Source organism: Jeotgalibaca sp. A122 (assembly GCF_052266715.1).
In the GTDB taxonomy this organism is placed as follows: Bacteria; Bacillota; Bacilli; order Lactobacillales; family Aerococcaceae; genus Jeotgalibaca.
In genome coordinates this window covers 26,652-44,525 of record NZ_JBQPRB010000010.1, presented here as the reverse complement: position 1 = coordinate 44,525, position 17,874 = coordinate 26,652, and the positions used below count along the sequence as shown (strand labels likewise).

Annotated in this window: 13 protein-coding genes and 1 pseudogene; 13 read left to right on the top strand and 1 reads right to left on the bottom strand. The window is 38.7% G+C overall.

All coding sequences use genetic code 11. From position 1 onward, the window contains the following. Window positions 1-19: 19 nt before the first annotated feature. From gltX to ACTU7M_RS09940, 11 genes are all read left to right on the top strand, one after another. On the top strand, window positions 20-1,489 hold the full coding sequence (gene gltX, locus ACTU7M_RS09990) for a glutamate--tRNA ligase (RefSeq protein ID WP_443474252.1): 1,470 nt from the start codon (window positions 20-22) through the stop codon (window positions 1,487-1,489). 73 nt (window positions 1,490-1,562) lie between these two features. Continuing rightward, a complete protein-coding gene (cysS, locus tag ACTU7M_RS09985) occupies window positions 1,563-2,975 on the top strand; it encodes a cysteine--tRNA ligase (protein WP_443474251.1) in 1,413 nt (470 codons plus the stop codon). Further along, the gene (locus ACTU7M_RS09980) at window positions 2,972-3,388 is read left to right on the top strand and encodes a Mini-ribonuclease 3 (protein ID WP_443474250.1); all 417 of its coding nucleotides are present in this window, start codon (window positions 2,972-2,974) and stop codon (window positions 3,386-3,388) included. The genes cysS and ACTU7M_RS09980 overlap by 4 nt, the downstream gene beginning before the upstream one ends. Then, complete coding sequence (gene rlmB / locus ACTU7M_RS09975; RefSeq protein ID WP_443474249.1) at window positions 3,372-4,217, top strand: 23S rRNA (guanosine(2251)-2'-O)-methyltransferase RlmB; 846 nt, start codon at window positions 3,372-3,374, stop codon at window positions 4,215-4,217. The genes ACTU7M_RS09980 and rlmB overlap by 17 nt, the downstream gene beginning before the upstream one ends. Before the next feature lie 21 nt (window positions 4,218-4,238). Continuing rightward, window positions 4,239-4,766 carry an NYN domain-containing protein gene (locus ACTU7M_RS09970; protein ID WP_443474248.1) on the top strand — a complete coding sequence of 176 codons (528 nt, stop codon included), beginning with the start codon at window positions 4,239-4,241 and terminating at the stop codon, window positions 4,764-4,766. 150 nt (window positions 4,767-4,916) lie between these two features. Beyond that, window positions 4,917-6,998 (top strand): BglG family transcription antiterminator, encoded by a 2,082-nt coding sequence (locus ACTU7M_RS09965; protein ID WP_443474247.1) that lies wholly within the window; start codon window positions 4,917-4,919, stop codon window positions 6,996-6,998. Continuing rightward, window positions 6,995-7,270, top strand: a complete 276-nt coding sequence (locus ACTU7M_RS09960; protein ID WP_443474246.1) for a PTS sugar transporter subunit IIB — start codon at window positions 6,995-6,997, stop codon at window positions 7,268-7,270. The genes ACTU7M_RS09965 and ACTU7M_RS09960 overlap by 4 nt, the downstream gene beginning before the upstream one ends. A 19-nt stretch (window positions 7,271-7,289) precedes the next feature. Beyond that, the gene (locus ACTU7M_RS09955; protein ID WP_443474245.1) at window positions 7,290-8,564 is read left to right on the top strand and encodes a PTS ascorbate transporter subunit IIC; all 1,275 of its coding nucleotides are present in this window, start codon (window positions 7,290-7,292) and stop codon (window positions 8,562-8,564) included. Window positions 8,565-8,607: 43 nt separating this feature from the next. Continuing rightward, window positions 8,608-10,596 (top strand): transketolase, encoded by a 1,989-nt coding sequence (tkt, locus tag ACTU7M_RS09950; protein ID WP_443474244.1) that lies wholly within the window; start codon window positions 8,608-8,610, stop codon window positions 10,594-10,596. A gap of 1,211 nt (window positions 10,597-11,807) precedes the next feature. Beyond that, on the top strand, window positions 11,808-13,874 hold the full coding sequence (locus ACTU7M_RS09945; protein WP_443474243.1) for a hypothetical protein: 2,067 nt from the start codon (window positions 11,808-11,810) through the stop codon (window positions 13,872-13,874). After that, window positions 13,874-14,437: a hypothetical protein gene (locus ACTU7M_RS09940; RefSeq protein WP_443474242.1), complete on the top strand. Its 564-nt coding sequence runs from the start codon at window positions 13,874-13,876 to the stop codon at window positions 14,435-14,437. Before ACTU7M_RS09945 ends, ACTU7M_RS09940 begins: the two co-directional genes overlap by 1 nt. Window positions 14,438-14,496: 59 nt before the next feature. On the opposite strand, the pseudogene ACTU7M_RS09935 reads toward ACTU7M_RS09940, so the two are convergent. Then, a pseudogene (locus tag ACTU7M_RS09935) lies at window positions 14,497-14,678 on the bottom strand (transposase); the annotation flags it as partial. A gap of 933 nt (window positions 14,679-15,611) precedes the next feature. Here ACTU7M_RS09935 and ACTU7M_RS09930 point away from each other — a divergent pair. Both ACTU7M_RS09930 and ACTU7M_RS09925 read left to right on the top strand, forming a co-directional pair. Continuing rightward, window positions 15,612-16,532, top strand: coding sequence for a hypothetical protein (locus tag ACTU7M_RS09930; RefSeq protein WP_443474241.1), 921 nt, complete (start codon window positions 15,612-15,614; stop codon window positions 16,530-16,532). 12 nt (window positions 16,533-16,544) lie between these two features. Beyond that, on the top strand, window positions 16,545-17,873 hold the full coding sequence (locus tag ACTU7M_RS09925) for a phospholipase D-like domain-containing protein (RefSeq protein WP_443474240.1): 1,329 nt from the start codon (window positions 16,545-16,547) through the stop codon (window positions 17,871-17,873). Window position 17,874 lies beyond the last annotated feature (1 nt).

The following is a 17,874-nucleotide window of genomic DNA, read 5'->3' as shown; positions in this document are numbered from 1 at the left end:
ACAAAAAGGAGAATGAATAATGGCTAAAAAAATTCGAGTACGGTACGCACCAAGTCCAACAGGGCATTTGCATATTGGAAACGCACGTACAGCCCTCTTCAACTATTTATTCGCACGTCACAATGATGGTGAATTTATAATCCGAATCGAGGATACTGACCAAAAACGGAATATTGAACGTGGGGAAGAAAGCCAGTTAGAGAACTTGACATGGTTAGGCGTGGATTGGGATGAAGGTCCAGACAAGCCAGGCGAATACGGACCATATCGTCAATCAGAACGAAAAGATATTTACGATAGCTATATTGATCAACTACTTCTATCTAATCGCGCTTACCAATGCTACTGTACAGAGGAAGAGTTGGAAGAAGAACGTGAACAACAACGTGCGCGTGGTGAAATGCCACATTACGGTGGTCGTTGTGCGCATCTGTCACCAGCAGAACAAGCTGAAAAAGAAGCACAAGGCATTGTACCAACCATTCGTTTCCGTGTACCGAAAGAAAATTCATACACATTCAACGATATCGTAAAAGGCGAAATCAATTTTGAAGCAAGCAGTGTAGGTGGGGATTTTATTATCCGCAAACGCGATGGCTTCCCAACATATAACTTTGCCGTTGTCGTGGATGACTATTTGATGGGAATCACGCACGTTCTTCGTGGTGATGATCACATTGCCAACACACCTAAACAAATGATGATTTACGAGGCTTTTGAATGGGCATATCCAGAATTTGGACATATGACTTTGATCATCAACAGCGAAACAGGCAAGAAATTAAGCAAGCGTGATGAAGCAATTCTTCAATTTATCGAACAGTATAAAGATTTAGGCTACTTACCAGAAGCAATGTTCAACTTCATTACGTTGTTGGGTTGGTCGCCAGTTGGTGAAGAAGAAATCTTCAGCCGCGAAGAATTGATCAAGATGTTTGATCCAGCTCGTTTAAGTAAATCACCAGCAGCGTTTGACGCGAAAAAACTGGAGTGGGTTAACAACACCTACATGAAAGAAACGGAATTGGATACAATTGTTCCTTTGGCAGCGAAACATTTGGCTGCAGCTGGGAAAATTTCTGAAAATCCTGATGAAGAAACCAAACAATGGGTTAAAAAATTGGTTTCCTTATATCATGATCAAATGAGTTATGCGGCAGAAATCGTTGAACTTTCAGAGCTGTTCTTTGCCGAAACTTTGGAACTGGATGAGACAGAAAAAGAAGTACTGGCTTCAGAAACAGTTCCAACAGTATTGAATGCCTTTAAAGAAAAATTAGCTGCAATTGAACCATTTGAAGAAGCTGAAATCAAAGCGGCGATCAAAGAAGTCCAAAAAGAAACCGGCGTTAAAGGTAAAAACCTATTCATGCCGATTCGTGTAGCTATCAGTGGGGAAATGCACGGGCCAGAGCTCGGTAAAACAATCGAAGTATTGGGCCGCGAGAAAAGTTTGAACCATTTAGATACAGTACTTGCAAGTTTATAAAAATGATCAAGAGGACTCTTTCTCGGAAGAGTCCATCTTGCTATTAATAGAGGAAAAATGAAAGGAGCGACGGATGATGAAAATATACAATACATTGACTCGGACAAAGGAAACATTTAAACCACTGGAACCAGGAAAGGTGAAGATGTATGTCTGTGGGCCGACTGTCTACAACTATATCCACATCGGTAATTCACGTAGTACAGTGGCGTTTGATACAATCCGCCGTTATTTCGAATACCGTGGATACGATGTTAACTATGTTTCCAATTTCACCGACGTTGATGATAAAATCATCCGGACTGCTAAAGAAATGAAAGTGACTCCGGTGGAAGTGGCGGAAAAATTTATCGCTGCCTTCACGGAAGACACACGGGCGTTGGAAGTAAAAGAAGCAACGGTTCATCCGCGCGTTATGGATAACATCCCTGAAATCATTGCGTTTATCGAAGTGTTAATCGAAAAAGGTTATGCTTATGAATCCCAAGGGGATGTCTACTACCGGACGGAAAAATTTGAGCATTATGGGCAATTGAGCGACCAATCCATCAAGGATTTACGTATAGGCGCAAGCGAGCGTATCCAGGAAGAAGAGAACTTGAAGAAAGAAAGTCCACTTGATTTTGCCTTGTGGAAACAAGCGAAGCCGGAAGAGATTTCTTGGGATTCACCTTGGGGCGCGGGTCGTCCCGGTTGGCATATTGAGTGCTCGGTAATGGCAACAAAATATTTGGGTGACACAATCGATATTCATGGGGGCGGACATGATTTGACTTTCCCGCATCACGAAAACGAAATCGCTCAAAGTGAAGCGAAAACCGGCCATCCTTTTGCGCACTACTGGATGCATAACGGCTTTGTGACAATTGGCGAATCGGAAGAAAAGATGAGTAAGTCCCTGGGGAACTTCGTGCTGGTCCACGACATGCTTCAAACGGTTGACGCACAGGTATTACGTTTCCTATTGGCTTCTTCCCACTATCGCCGCCCCATTAAGTTCAGTGAGCGGGCATTGGAAGAAGCGCGCATCAACCTGGATAAAATCCGTGTGGCTTATAAAAATGCACAATATCGAATGGACAACGCGGCTGATAGGTTGCCAAGTGACCAAGCGGATGTGGCAGTTTTTATGGAATTAGAAGCGCGTTTCGTTGAAGAGATGGACGATGACTTCCAGGCTGACAATGCGATGACGGTTATCTACCAGTTTGTTAAAGAGTTGAACGTTTATTCAGAACGTCCAGAAGTTTCCAAGGCTGTCTTGGATCAAACTTTGGTATTGTTGGAACAGATCATGATGGTATTCGGCATTAAATTACAAGCGGAAGCGATGTTGGATGATGATATTCAAGCTTTGATCGATGAACGCACCCAAGCGCGAAAAGACAAGAATTTTGCCCGCAGTGATGAAATTCGCGATTACTTGAAGGATCAAGGCATTATTTTGGATGATACGCCGCAAGGGACAAGGTGGAGACGCGCATGAGTGATAAGAACTGGCAATTGTTAAACGGTCTGGCTCTCGCTTATGTTGGCGATGCCGCTTACGAAGTTTACATTCGAGACCATCTTCTTCATAAAGGCTGGACCAAGCCGAATGACCTTCACCGTCGCGCCACGCATTATGTATCAGCAAAAGCACAAGCGGCTTTGATGTATGCGATGCTTGACCAACCCGATTTTTTATCGGAAGAAGAAATCGACATGTATAAACGCGGTCGTAATGCCAAAAGTCATACGATTGCTAAAAATGCAGATGTTACAACCTATCGCATTTCAACAGGATTTGAAGCACTATTCGGTTACCTGCATTTAACAAAGCAAGTGACGCGATTGGAAGAGCTCGTTCGTTGGTGTATCCAGCAAGTGGAGGACAAACAAGATGAATCAAAAAAATAGAAAACCAAAAAGAGATTTTACGAATAAAGGCCGGGATTCCAAACGGAAACCCGATCGTAAACCAGAACAAAAAACAAACGACCGTCCGGAACAACAGGATGATTTCGTCATCGGAAAGCACGCTGTTTATGAAACGCTGCAATCCGAGCGTGACATCAACAAATTGTTCTTGCAAGAAGGTATTGGTGGCGAGAAAATCGGGGAAATCCTGGAGCTGGCTAAAGAACGCCACATCCAGATTTCGATTGTACCTAAAACAAAGTTGGATTTGTTATCCGATAATGGTGTCCATCAGGGCGTCATGCTGGCCACTGCAGCATTCCAATACGCAACACTGGATGATTTGTTTGAAGTGGCTAAAGAAAAGGGTGAGGATCCATTCTTTGTCATTTTAGATGGGATTGAAGATCCACATAACCTCGGTTCCATTCTTCGTACCGCAGATGCGAGCGGCGTACATGGGGTTATTATTCCCAAACGTCGCGCGGTTGGCTTAACCGGTACCGTTGCGAAGACATCAACCGGAGCAATTGAACACGTTCCGGTCGTACGTGTGACAAACTTGGCCCGTACGATTGAAGAGTTGAAGGAACGAGGCGTCTGGATTTACGCAACCGATATGAAGGGGCAATCTTTTGAAAAATGGGATGCGAACCTGCCAGTCGCAGTCGTTATCGGTAATGAAGGAAAAGGTGTTTCACGTTTATTGAAAGATACGGCAGATGGTTTATTGACGATTCCGATGAAAGGTCACGTCCAAAGCTTGAATGCGAGCGTGGCTGCGGGACTGATGATGTATGAAGTGTACCGTAAACGAAATTTTGAATAATGATTAGGAGGTGAGGTTGCGGTGAAAAAGGAAATACTGGTTGTGGATGGGTACAATATGATTGGCGCTTGGCCAGAACTGGTAAGCTTGAAGAACCGTGACCTCATCGATGAAGCACGGGACCGACTCCTACAAATCTTGTCAAATTACCAAGCATTTGAAAACATTGAGATTTGGGTCGTGTTCGATGCCCAATTCGTACCCGGTATCACGAAAGAATATACGAAATATAAAGTAAAAGTCGTCTTCACCGGTCAAGGTGAAACGGCCGATACCTATATCGAAGGCATCGTCGACAAACTAAAAAATGTCCTGACAGAAGTAACCGTTGCGACCAGTGATTTAGCTGAACAGCAACTCGTCTTCAATAAAGGTGCCAACCGTATGTCGGCTCTCGATTTGATGCTCGAACTCCAACGCTCCAAACGTGCTCGTGATAAAGAATCTGAATATCATAAGGTCCAAGGACATGGTCGCAGAAAGCGCGGGAGTTTGACGGATGAGCAGTTGCAGGAATTGGAATTTTTAAGAAATAAATTATCGAATTAAGAGCCTACATAAGGCTCTTTTATTTTAAATAAAGACTCTTTTTTTGAATGCGCTTTCTTTTTTTGTCACTAACAATCACACAAATTGATATGAACTTTAATTGAAAGCGCTTAAATATTGTAATAATCTAATTATAAGGAGGCCCAAACCTTGGAAGAAAGATTAATATTATTAATGAGAATTTTAATTACTCAAGACATTGTCAGTATGAATTATTTGATAGAGCAACTTGAATTGTCTAGAAGACAAGTAGAGTACAGTATATCAAAATTAAATGATTGGTTAAATAGTCAAGGAATAGATGAAGTCATAAAAGTTCCTCGGAAAGGTTATCTGATTTCTGCAGAGTCTAGAAATCACATTCAAAGGTATTTAGTGGAGAGTAACGAAGAAAACAAAAGAAACTATCATCTTGGTAAAGAAGAACGGCAGCATTTACTCTATCTTTTTCTTTTTTTAAAAAATGACTACATATCATTATTTCATTACTCAAATCTTGTGAAGATTAGCTCTACTACAGGTTGGACAGATATCCAAGAAAAAGGTAAAGAAATCTCAGTATTAGATGTCCAAATTAAAAATAATAAGGAGGTAGGTTATTACTTAAGCGGTAATGAAATAGATATTAGATATTTAGCTCTAAAAAGCTTAATAAATCTTCTCGAAAATAAAAAATCGTTCCTAACGATCCTATCATTATTAGCTAAAGAAAAACAAATTGAGTTTACTAATCACTACAGATTTATTAATCATCTACTAGAAAAATATAATATGTACTTTACTGAAGCTAAAAGAGAAGAATTTATATATGGGCTGATTTTACTGTTTTTTAGAATCAAGAATGGAAATACCTTACAACAATCTAAAGAGTTCTCTATTTTTTATTTAATGAAAGAGTTTGAGTTGTCACAAGAATTATTAAATTCATTTTCTCTAGATTCCGATTTTGAAAGAAACTATGTAACTGCATGGATTTTGGGACAATCAGAAGGGAATTATTATGAAGAGACTTGTGATAGAGAAGCAATACTAGAATTAGTGAAAGGTATAACTTTTAAATTTACATCTATTTCAGGAATCAAACTGGACAGGGAAGAAAAGTTTGTTGCAGATTTCTATAGCCATTTTAGATCATCATATTACAGGTTATTATTTAGGCTTCCGACAATAAATGCTCTTGCAGAAAAAATTATTGAAGAATATCCTTTAGTTTATTCTTTTGTTGAAGAAAGTATCAAACCACTCTCTAATACTTTTAGTCAAAAGTTTTCAAAAGATGAAATAAGCTTGATGACAATGTATTTTGCAACGTTGGTTATTGCGAATAGGGATAATCATAGTTTTAAAAATAAACAACTCATTGCAGCAGTGGTATGTCCAAATGGAATTGGAACATCAAAAATATTAACTGAAGAATTAAGAGCATTATTTCCTTATGTCCGTTTCATCGAAACTATAGAAACAACGGATGTAGAAACAGTAAACACTGAGGTTGATTTATATTTTTCAACTACTCCAATCAATCAAAATAGGATAAACGGGCATCCTTGCTTTGTTGTAAGTCCCATCATGAATTACTCTGAGAAAAATAATTTAGTAAAAAATTTTAATAATCACTTTAAATCTGAAGTGAGCGAATTTATTAATTTAGATGAGTTAATAGAGATTATCGAAAAATATTCAACTATTAATAATAGAGAGTCTTTATATTTCGAATTAAGTAGTAAATTAAACAATCACTACAAAAAGAAAAGAAGTGAAGCAATGCTAAGCGATTTGACAAGCGAAAAACTTATTAGTCTCAATGTCCAAGCTGGGAACTGGCGAGAAACAATTAAACTATGTGGTGCATCGCTTGTGACAGAGAAGAAAGTTAAGGAGCAATATATAGATGCAATGATTCATACCGCAGAAGAGTACGGCCCATACATTGTTATTTCAAAACATGTAGCAATGCCTCATGCTAGAGCTGAGGACGGTGTAGTCGAAACTGCCATCAGTATAAGTACTTTAAAAAATCCAGTTGTCTTTGGGAATGAAGAAAATGATCCAGTAAAGTATGTATTTTGTCTAGCCGCCCAAGATAATTCCAGTCATTTGACAGCAATGTCCGAATTGATAGAATTACTTGAATTAGAAGGGTTTTATGAAATGTTAGAATCAGCTACTGATTCAAAATCGGTATACAAATATATTAAAAATTTTGAGAAAGAGAAGGAGGAAATATTATGAAACAAGCGTTAATTGCCTGTAGGACAGGAATGGGTTCAAGTATGATGTTGAAAATTAAGGTAAATCAGGTAATCAAAGAAAACAAGTTTCCGATTAAAGTACAACATGATTCCATTGATGCAGTGAGTCATTTTAATGGGGATCTATTAATCACTATGAATGATTTGAAACAAGAAATGGAAGGAAAAGTCCCTTATGTAATTGGAATAAATAATTTAATGGATAAAGTAGAAATAAAAGAAAAATTATTAATGTTCTTACAAGAAATTTAGGATTGTGGAGGGGTTGTAAATGAGTTTTTTGGAAGTTATCGTATATGACTTATTAGGTTCAGCAGCAATACTTGTAGGTTTAATGGCTTTTATTGGGCTTGTATTACAAAAGTCTCCCGTAGATGAAGTCATTACTGGAACTATTAAAACAATAGTTGGCTTTCTTGTTTTCGGGATTGGGTCTGGAGCTGCAGCTTCAGCATTAAACAGTTTCCAAGAAATGTTTGCTAGTGGGTTTGGTCTTGAAGGAGTGTTGCCTTTAGCAGAGGCAGTAACAGCTTTAGCCCAAGAAAAGTTTGGAACTGTTGTTTCTTTGGTTATGGTGCTAGGATTCGCAATGAACCTTGTTGTAGCTAGAATAACACCTTTTAAAAATATTTTTCTAACAGGACAGCACAACCTTTACTTAGCTGCACTACTTACTGTAATTCTTAAAGCATTAGACGCCAATAATACCGTTATTATTATTTTAGGGGGAGTTATCTTAGGAATATCTGCTGCAGTTTTCCCAGCAATTGCTCAACCGACAATGCGGAAAATTACTGGTCATGACGAGATAGCAATGGGGCACTACGTTACTGTAGGGTATGCTCTCTCTGGGTGGATTGGCAGTAAAGTTGGTAACCCAGAAGACAGTACAGAGAACTTAAAGCTCCCAGGTTGGTTATCAATTTTTAAAGACTATATCGTTGGTGTAGGCTTGACAATGCTAATCTTCTATTATGTAGCGGCTATTGCGGCTGGTAAAGAAACAGTAGAAAATTTATCTGGAGGAGTTAATTGGTTAGTATACCCACTATTCCAATCTTTAAACTTCTCAGCCGGTCTATACGTAATTATTACGGGCGTAAGGTTACTCTTGGGTGAAATAGTAACCGCTTTCGAGGGGATTTCTTCTAAATTAATCCCTAATTCAAGGCCAGCCTTAGACTGTCCAGTTGTATTTCCATATGCTCCAACGGCGACAGTAATTGGGTTCCTAAGCGCTTATGCGGCTGGTTTAATAATGATGTTTATTTTTGGAATGTTAGAAATGCCCGTAATAATCCCTGTAGCGGTTCCTTACTTCTTTATTGGAGCAACAGCGGGTGTTTTCGGTAATGCTACTGGAGGATGGAAAGGTGCGGTTGTAGGATCATTCGTTGTAGGAATTTTAATTGCTGTAGGACCAGCTATTATTTATCCTATTATGGCTGATATCGGTTTACAAGGGACTGCTTTCCCAGAGACAGATTTTAATATTGTTGGTTTCATACTGTATTATATTGGCAAGTTTTTCCAAGGTATATTCTAAGTAAATTATCTGAGAATAAAAAATGTTATGGAGGAATGTAAAAGTGCTAAATGTAGAAAAAAAAATAGAACAGAAATCTGTAGATACTATCCGGACGTTGTGTCTGGATACAGTTGAATATGTTAATCACGGTCACTTAGGAATGCCTCTTGGATCGGCGACTGCAGGATATGTATTATTTAAAGACATCATGAATTATAATCCTCGCAATCCTCTTTGGTTTAATAGAGATAGATTTGTCTTAACTTCTGGTCATGGGTCAATATTACTGTATTCTTTACTTCACTTATCGGGTTATGATCTTTCTATTGAAGATTTAAAATCCTTTAGGCAAGTTGGTAGCAAAACTCCAGGACACCCAGAAGTACATGTTACACCTGGGGTAGAAGCAACAACTGGACCACTGGGGCAAGGATTTTCCATGACAGTGGGATTGGCTTTGGCTGAAGCTCACCTAGCTTCCAAATTTAATACTGATAAACATAAAGTTATCGATCACTACACTTATACCATTTGTGGTGACGGAGATTTAGAGGAAGGAGTTGCAAATGAGGCTGCCTCATTAGCTGGTCATTTAGGATTAGGAAAGTTAATTGTCCTGTATGATTCAAATGATATTACATCGGATGGGGACCTGAGCTTATCCTACTCAGAAGACACACTAAAAAAATTTGATGCTATGAACTGGCATACTATTAAGGTCCAAGATGGAAACGATTGGAAGGAAGTAAAAGAAGCAATCGAAGAAGGAAAAAGAGTAACAGACAAGCCTACTCTTATAGAGGTAAAGACTACAATTGGATATGGTTCTCCAAATCTCCAAGGAACTTCCAATATTCACAGTGACCCTATAGGTGAGAAAGAAACCATGTTAGTTAAAGAATTTTATGAGTGGGACTATGAAGAAAAGTTCTTTGTTCCAGATGATGTTAAGGAACATTATTCTGAAATTCAGGATAAAGGGAAAAAATCAGAAGATGATTGGAATCAGCTTTTTGACTCTTATAGTAAAGAAAATCCTGAGTTATCTGAACAGCTATTAAACGCATTGAATAATAATTATGAATTCCCTCAAATCGAAAAATTTACTCAGGATAAGTTAGCTACTCGTTCAGCAAGCGGAATAGTTTTGAACAAAATTTATGAGCATTATCCAGTTTTACTTGGTGGTTCTGCAGATTTAGCTTCATCAAACAAAACAACTATCACCAGTGAGCCGTTCATGTCCAGAGGGGATTTCACAGGTCCTAATGTACATTTCGGTGTAAGGGAATTTGCAATGGCATCAATTTCCAATGGAGTAGGCTTACACGGAGGGATCAGACCCTACTGTGGTACATTTCTAATATTCTCTGATTATATGCGATCTGCAATCCGACATTCTGCGATTATGGATGTTCCTGTAACATATGTCATGACACATGATTCTTTATTACTTGGACAGGATGGTCCGACACATCAACCATTAGAGCAACTAATGTCCTTAAGAGCTATGCCAAACATTAATGTAGTTCGTCCAGCTGATGCAAATGAGACTATTGCGGCTTGGAAAATCGCATTTGAATCTAAGAATACTCCGACAGTTATTGCTTTGGGTAGACATGATGTTCCAGTATTAAATCAAGCTAGATTAGATGGTGTTGAAAAAGGAGCATATATTATCTCAGAGGTTGAAAATCCAGTGGGTATTATTATTGCAACTGGTTCTGAGGTTGAGTTAGCGCTAGATGCTCAAAATATTTTGAAAGAAGATAATATTGATGTAAACGTTATTTCGATGCCAAGTTGGGAACTTTTTGAAAAACAATCTCAAGAATATAAAGAATCAGTTATGCCATCTGATATTGTTAACAGAGTATCTGTTGAATTAGGAGTTAAGTTTGGATGGAGACAATATGTGGGTGAGAAAGGGTCTATCATTAGTGTTGACACTTTCCAATCATCAGGTCCAGGAGTAGAATTACTACAAAAACTTGATATAAATCCAGAAAGAATTGCTCGAGAAATGAAGAATATCATTGAAATAAACTAATTGATATATTCCTCCTTCAACTTTAAAACTTCTACCTTTTAACATATAAGAGGTAGAAGTTTTATTTTTTTGATTTGTCAATTTAAATAAAATAAAGTAAATACATCGAGACAACTCAAAAATATTTCCAGCGACATTAGGTAAGTTAAGGCTTTTCTGGGAATGTTATTGGCATGTTCGCAATCGAGGTGATAAAGACTTGACCCGTTTGATTGAAGTCCATCTCTTTTGACACCTTATCTTTCCACAGGTAACTGGTGAGGTTTTCATTTAAATGCGCACAATGAAGGCATTCCAGAATTGGCGTAATAAATAACGATATCATCTTGGTTGATTAAAGATTTCCAATTGGAAAATTCTTTCTTACAATCAAACTTAATGGATTTGAATAAGTTATTAGGAATTGATTCAACCATTGATTCAATCTAGACTAATATAATTAAATGGGACAATATAAAACACCTTCGAAATGTGCCTGGCTGAGCAACAACTCTTCTTCAACAAATACGCCAACCGCATGTCGGTTCTCGATTTGATGTTTGAACTCCAAAGATCCAAACGTGCCCGTAATAAAGAATCTGAGTATCACAAGGTTCAAGGACATGGCCGCAAGAAACGCGGGAGTTTGACGGATGAGCAGTTGAAAGAGTTGGGGGGAGTTACGGGAGAATTTGTCGCGCGGAAATCGGTAATATGTTTATCATCTTTTATGTAGTTTTAAAAATAATCTAGTAGGTAACAACTATAGAGATTTTGTCAATAATCTAATGATAATAGTGCTTCTATGGATATTGAATTATTTCGTTTGAAAAAGACGTTTCAAGTTAAATACAGATCAATTTTATTTTTTTTCTGATTATAAAAACTTTGGTTGAAGTCAGTTTTAAAGGTAAAGCTATAGCTTTACCTTTAATCAAAATAATATTGTCGTTGTAAACCATAGGTGGGTACAAGAATAAAATAGTTGTTTTTTGTATTGGAATCATGAATGGTTCACAAACCTTACTTCTTTTCAGAACGCATTAAAGAGGAAAATCATTAGAAGTTACTTGAAAAAAAGATGGTTAAGGTGCCAATTTCATTAATTTAATTTGACAAACTATCTCCATAAAAAGCCATAGGATACATGAAAATGTCATCCATCGAAGCATTGAAGTGGCACAATATTGTGGTAAAATGGAAGGGTGAATACCAAGAAGAGGAGGGGTTGCATGAGTGATCGGAGGAAACTGATACCACTCGAAGAAGAGGCGGATCTTAATGTAACAACATTTTTGGAAGCGCAAACAATCGTGGGAGGAGACGATTGGCTGGGTGGGGATGACGGCGGACTGTTTAGTTGGCAGGAAGCAGAGGAAGAGCCAACCGTCGAACGTAGGCACACGGCATTCCACCGAGCATGCCAATTGCTCCAACGGGACGGTAAGGACCTCAACCCGCCGTTCACGCTCGAGGAGCTAACGTCCTTCTTCTTGGACCTTCGCTACCACATGCCGAACGTGGATGAGTTGGCGGGGGTATGGACGGACCAAGAGGGGCTGACACGGACGCGGGAAGCCCTAGCCCTGGTGACGGAAGGCAAAGGCATGAACTATGAGGAGGCCTACTTGCTCGTATCCACCAACCGGGTCTACGATGCCTATAATGAGCCTCTACCACTTGAAAACCCAGATGCATTCCTTCTCTACGGAATGGGACCAAGTCCTCATATGCAAGCGGAGATTGACTGGGTCTACGAGAAGAATCCGGACGTTTACTATGCGCACTACCGCAAAAGCCGGCATGTGGCAGACAAGAAACGCTACATGTACCCGACGGAGCAGCTAATGACGATAGAGAAGATGGCCGGCATTGCCTCTTACGTCCGAGACACGGGTGATAACGCGCCGCTCAAGCAGCTTTTAAATAAAGGCTACAAGCGACTCCAACGCTATCTGGATCGGAACCAAGTGTTGAGGTACCGGGATATCCAAAAAATTTGGCAAAAGGACAGCTGGCGCTATGAGCAACTAGACGGAACCATGGCCTACCACCGTTTCATCCAAGTGGTCATCGCCCTGATTACAGCTTCGGGCAAAGAAACGGAGGGGATGTTCCGCTTCTACTATGAATACTTTGAAATCGAGGAAGAAATTGACTACTGGGACCTAGGGCAGTTGATAGCAGAAAACGAACGCCTGTTAGCCAGCTGGTCTACAGCCCATAGTGAGTTAACCATCATCGAGGAATTCCGCGAAAGGTTCTTCCATGACGGTCATGTGATGAACGGGATAAGTCGGATTATGGACCATGAGCGGGAACGGGTCGAGAGGTTGATGGAGAAGGAAGCCATGCGCCCAGACCACCAAGCTTTTCTGCTGGAGGCAGAACTGCGACTCGGAAACCCAGTGGCGGTCAATGTCCGCCATGCCCGCGACCGGTTCAGCAGCTACGGATTCCCGCCGCGTTTCTTTGATCGCTCCCTATCCGCGGACGAATGGACCTATTTTTTTCAAAGCTACTGCCTCACCGTTGACGTACAGGGTTCCCAAAATGCTACCTACGAGGAACAGTTTGAAAGCTTGCTGGAAAACCTCGTATCCAACCTCTTCCAGTACGTCTTGGCACGGGACTTCTTCGACACCCGTTCGAAATACCTGAAGGGTATCGACCAGTCTAACGCGGCGGAACTGACCCTGATACAGGAAAAGGAATCACACAGACGGGAAATTCTTGAAAGAGAACTTGGAAAAGAACGGGAATACAGCCGAGCGGCAGCCACACAAGCGGCGGTCCGCTTCGACGCACTGGCGGAGAAAGAGGCAGTCTTACAGCGCGAGACTAAACGCTTGGAACAGGCGCTTGAAAAGGCTACGGAGAGGGAAAGAGTCGCAGAAGAGCGCATCCGATTCCTAGAAGCGACACTGGCGTTTCAGGAGGAGGAAGGCACGGAAGAGGCGGATACCCAACTCCTAAACGGAAAGCACATCATCGTGCTGGCAGGGCGCGTGGACTGGCATAAGAAATTGCAGGCAACCAACCCCAGCTGGGAGTTTGTGGAAGCCGAGCAGCTGGTGACCCGAGATTTGACCTTTTTGGACAACCCAGATGCGCTAGTCTTCTACAATACCCGCCACTCGGGGCATTCGGCCTACCACCGCGTCAAGGGCTTCATGGATAAGCTGGACAAGCCCCTCTATCCAATAGGGGATGCACGCAATGTGGAACTGACCCAAAAGGAGATGGCGGCAGCGATGATGCGGTTCAGCCCGCACACTATCATAGAGGAGGCAAAATAATGAAGAAACAGTTTGGCGGTTTTCGGGACAAGAGCAACCGGACCTATGATGAGAAACTGGAACAGGAAGCGCGCATTGAACGGTTCAAGCGGAGCCGAGGGCACGAACGAAAGCCCGACCTAGTGGTGGAAACTTATTTCCGGACGGCAGCTGGGGAGCCGCTGACAGTCGGCTACTACGGGACGGACCAAATATTAACGGACATGGGACAGGTGAACCGCGTCTTCCAGGAACACAACTTTATCATCGAATACGATTTGATTGAAGCCTATGAATACGCTGGGGCGGTAGAGCTGTTCCCATCAAGCCAACACGCACACATGGCGCTGGATGTCTTATTTGGGAATAATGATAAGCACCTGAAACAGCGGCTGGAAGCTGGGAAGCATGTGCAGCTCGTCTTGACCACTTCGAAAGAGGGGCTGGAAACAGATACTGAAAAACTGGCGGAGCTGATGCGGGACGCCATCGATGCGCTGCGCGCGAAAGCCAGCGGGGATGAAAACGCATTGAAGAATATGAGCAGAGAACGCACGAACAAACGCTGGGGCTTCGGGAAGTGACTGACCTACCGCCAACCCCAGCAAACGCGTCCCGTTAGGAATAGATTCTTCATTCATTTCATTTTACGGTCAGAAAATGTTGTGCGACTATGGGCAAACAAAAACATCTTTAAAAGCATTACAGGATGAAAAGCAGGGCGACCTGTATGAAACGTATCTTCAAGAAGAAATTCCGAAGGAATAGAATCCACAAAATGACTAATGAGGAGGGTTCATGATCATTCGGGATTGTAAAATCCAATTATAGTGTTAAGGTCGTTCCCATTGAGCTATAATTTTGATATATGGTGAGCTACTTCTTTTGTTTTTGTGTGATACTTAAATTATAAGATATTTGGCTCACTGTATATTTTAAAACGATAAAATCCCAACTCCTTCAAAATGAAGGAGTTGGGATTTTTTTATTCAGAGACTGAGTTTTTTCCCAGTCTCTTTTCGTGTTTTTGACATATTGAAGTATTTTCGTACGGTTTCGTAGCCGAATGGGACACCAGTGCGAGTAATATTTTCAAATTTGAAGATATTACTCGCACTGGTGTTATTAGAGAGATTAGCTTTAGCAAAAATAGAATAGTTGTATTGTTAAAGATGCAATCGATAATAGAGAAATAGTCTATCTAAAGTCTTTGTTCAAATGCTTATTAAGGGTACTGTAATTTGCGCTCGGATTTCCAGACGAAAGTTTAATTCTTTTTTATATGTGAAATATAGACAATAGCAGAGGAGTAAGGGGAGATTTTGTATTGTATATGGAAATGTTTGTAAAATATCGTTATAGTAGACTTATGGTCATTAGTGATTGGTATACTTGAAAGGTATTGAAGCAATTTTCAAACCTTAAAAAGAAATTAATTCTTTGGGAACTGCGTTGCTACCTATAGAGTTATATGACTAAAGTATTTGGCAAACTAAAACACTAACCCTCGTATTAAAAAATCCCTTGTGAAAAACAGGTCTCACAAGGAAATGTTTATTCAGAAGGGATTCAACCACTTTAAAAAAGTATTCGATATCCGAGCGTTTTTTCAATACAGGTACCCTGCTTCTTCATTGGTGGTTAGGTATACATGAATTGGAGTCCAGCCTATTCTTTATGATTGTATAGTACGGTGCAGTTGACTCAAAGTATAATTTTGAGTGTAAAAGTTGAATCATAAAATATAAGGAGATGCATATGACTACATTTGGGAATGAAGAAAGAAGAATATTATCACTTTTATCTTGTAATCAAATTTTTAACTTTAATGATGAAACATTTATTATATTAAAAAGTGGCAAACCAACCTGTCCTAAAGGCGAACCTAAAACCGATATATATATAAAAGCTGAAAATATAAATCATTTAGGGGAAAATATTGAAATAAAAATATCATTTAAAAAAGAAAATGCAGATTTTATTGAGAATAAAACAAATGCCGAGAGAGCAGAGCAATTACTTGGTCCAAATTGGCAAGTGTTGATTCAAAGTGCTACTAATAGCAAAAGACATTTGTTTATGTCAAGAAATCTTGTATACAAAATAAAAAAACAACGCACTAATGAAGGCTCTATTACATTAGGGTGGAAATTTGAATTAGTAAATAAACTTAGTGGGGATCTATCGGGTTTAATGCCCCTCAGTCGTACCCAAGTACTTGATGTATATTCAGGTACAAACCTGAGTATAGATAAGAAAAATGCTTATATTAATGGAGAAGTAATTGCGAACTCCGGTATTGCCAACTACATTTTAATTAATGATTATATAATGACTACGCAGGATGTAATAGATAATCTTATACCAATAGAAGAGTATGTGAATGCTAATCCTAACGTATATTTTGCTTGCAAAGCACTAAACTACAGAACTATAGAAGAAAAATGGGATGGTAATAGACCTTTGGCTGTGTACGTAGATTGGCGAATAGTTGCAAATAAACTAACTCCTATTGTTAAATTTGACAATCCATTAAATATAAAGGGAGATAGTGTTGCAAATAATTTGGTTGATTGCTTAAGAGAACTAGGTATCTCTAATGCTCATGATATCAATAGTACAAATTTCAGTAATCCAGAACTTATACACCCTTATCCAACTATAACAATAAACAGTTAGGAGATGTGCTGTATGCCAAATGCGCAGTTAATATATGATAGTCCGTCTTTATATGCTGATCCTGAAAAATATTACTTACAGGGCAGCAGTCCTACTATCTTAAAAAAATTTACTGAATATATCGAAATGAATAAGGAAAATATTACTGAAATTAATGCAAGCCTCTATCTTTATAATAATCCTATATTACATTCTTTTTTTAAAAAATTATCCGAACAAGGTATTAAAATAAACATTATTTCTATTCCTTTAGAAGGCTATGATAACAGTTACCCTAAAAAGATTACTAATTTAAAAACTTCAAATTTTTGTTTTAATGGTAAGCCTGTTTCAAAATATGATGTTGCAGATGCTATATATAAAGATTCTATAAATTATACAAATCCTAACTTCAGAATGTATATTTTCCCTCATATGTATATTCGAAGTAGAAAAGTAAAAAAATTTTCGAGAGGAAATATGCCTTATAGTTTACACATAAAATCTTTTTATATAAAATTCAAAAACGGTTCTCACGCAGTAGCACTAACTTCATCTAATCTAGCCGTGAGGGATAAGATAAAGGATGAATTAATGATTATTTGTGAAAATTTTAATAATTTTAGAAACTCTGCCCAGATATTTTTTACCACATTAATAACTAATTCAATTTCCATTGAAAGTTTCAACCAACAAAAAAAATTCAATCACTATCAAATAATTAAAAAACCTAATTATATGGTTAGCGAACCCGAAAAAAATCATAATTTTTATATGGGACCTTTTTTTTACCAGTCTCAAAGTGTTTTTGAAAATTATTTAATCGATTTAGTAAAAAAATCAAAAAATAGGATATATATATGTGGTCAACATGTTTCTGCTTATTCTTATTATGTTACTAGTAATAGTACTGCTACCAAAAGATATGGATTCTTAAATGAACTACTTAAAGAAACAAAAAAAGACATTGAGATAAGAATCTTATCTCAAACTTTTGTAGATGAAAACAACCATTCTCACGGGAAAAGAAAACCTGTGAATACACATTCATTTAAAGAATTTATCAAAAATTATACTATTACAAACAAACATTTATATGCTGTAAACGATTCAGTTCACTGTAAATTTATAATAGTTGATGATATTGCAGTAATAACTTCATGTAATTTCACACCTACACAATTCATTTATTCAGAAAATATTAACATAGAAGAATTTGATAATATTCCTGATTTCTCTTATTCTGGTATCCACTCAGAGGTGGGTGAATATATTGTAATTAAGAACAAAGACGTATGTGACAGTTTGATAAGGTTTTTTAATTATATTTGGTGTAAAGAAAGTACATACCATCATTCATAAG

What these genes read in the sequence shown, in the direction of transcription:
- ACTU7M_RS09960 (WP_443474246.1), top strand. Translation starts at nt 6,995, where the DNA reads ATGAAACAAGCGTTAATTGCCTGTAGGACAGGAATGGGTTCAAGTATG.
- cysS (WP_443474251.1), top strand. Translation starts at nt 1,563, where the DNA reads ATGATGAAAATATACAATACATTGACTCGGACAAAGGAAACATTTAAA.
- ACTU7M_RS09980 (WP_443474250.1), top strand. Translation starts at nt 2,972, where the DNA reads ATGAGTGATAAGAACTGGCAATTGTTAAACGGTCTGGCTCTCGCTTAT.
- ACTU7M_RS09930 (WP_443474241.1), top strand. Translation starts at nt 15,612, where the DNA reads ATGACTACATTTGGGAATGAAGAAAGAAGAATATTATCACTTTTATCT.
- gltX (WP_443474252.1), top strand. Translation starts at nt 20, where the DNA reads ATGGCTAAAAAAATTCGAGTACGGTACGCACCAAGTCCAACAGGGCAT.
- ACTU7M_RS09940 (WP_443474242.1), top strand. Translation starts at nt 13,874, where the DNA reads ATGAAGAAACAGTTTGGCGGTTTTCGGGACAAGAGCAACCGGACCTAT.
- ACTU7M_RS09925 (WP_443474240.1), top strand. Translation starts at nt 16,545, where the DNA reads ATGCCAAATGCGCAGTTAATATATGATAGTCCGTCTTTATATGCTGAT.
- rlmB (WP_443474249.1), top strand. Translation starts at nt 3,372, where the DNA reads ATGAATCAAAAAAATAGAAAACCAAAAAGAGATTTTACGAATAAAGGC.
- ACTU7M_RS09955 (WP_443474245.1), top strand. Translation starts at nt 7,290, where the DNA reads ATGAGTTTTTTGGAAGTTATCGTATATGACTTATTAGGTTCAGCAGCA.
- ACTU7M_RS09945 (WP_443474243.1), top strand. Translation starts at nt 11,808, where the DNA reads ATGAGTGATCGGAGGAAACTGATACCACTCGAAGAAGAGGCGGATCTT.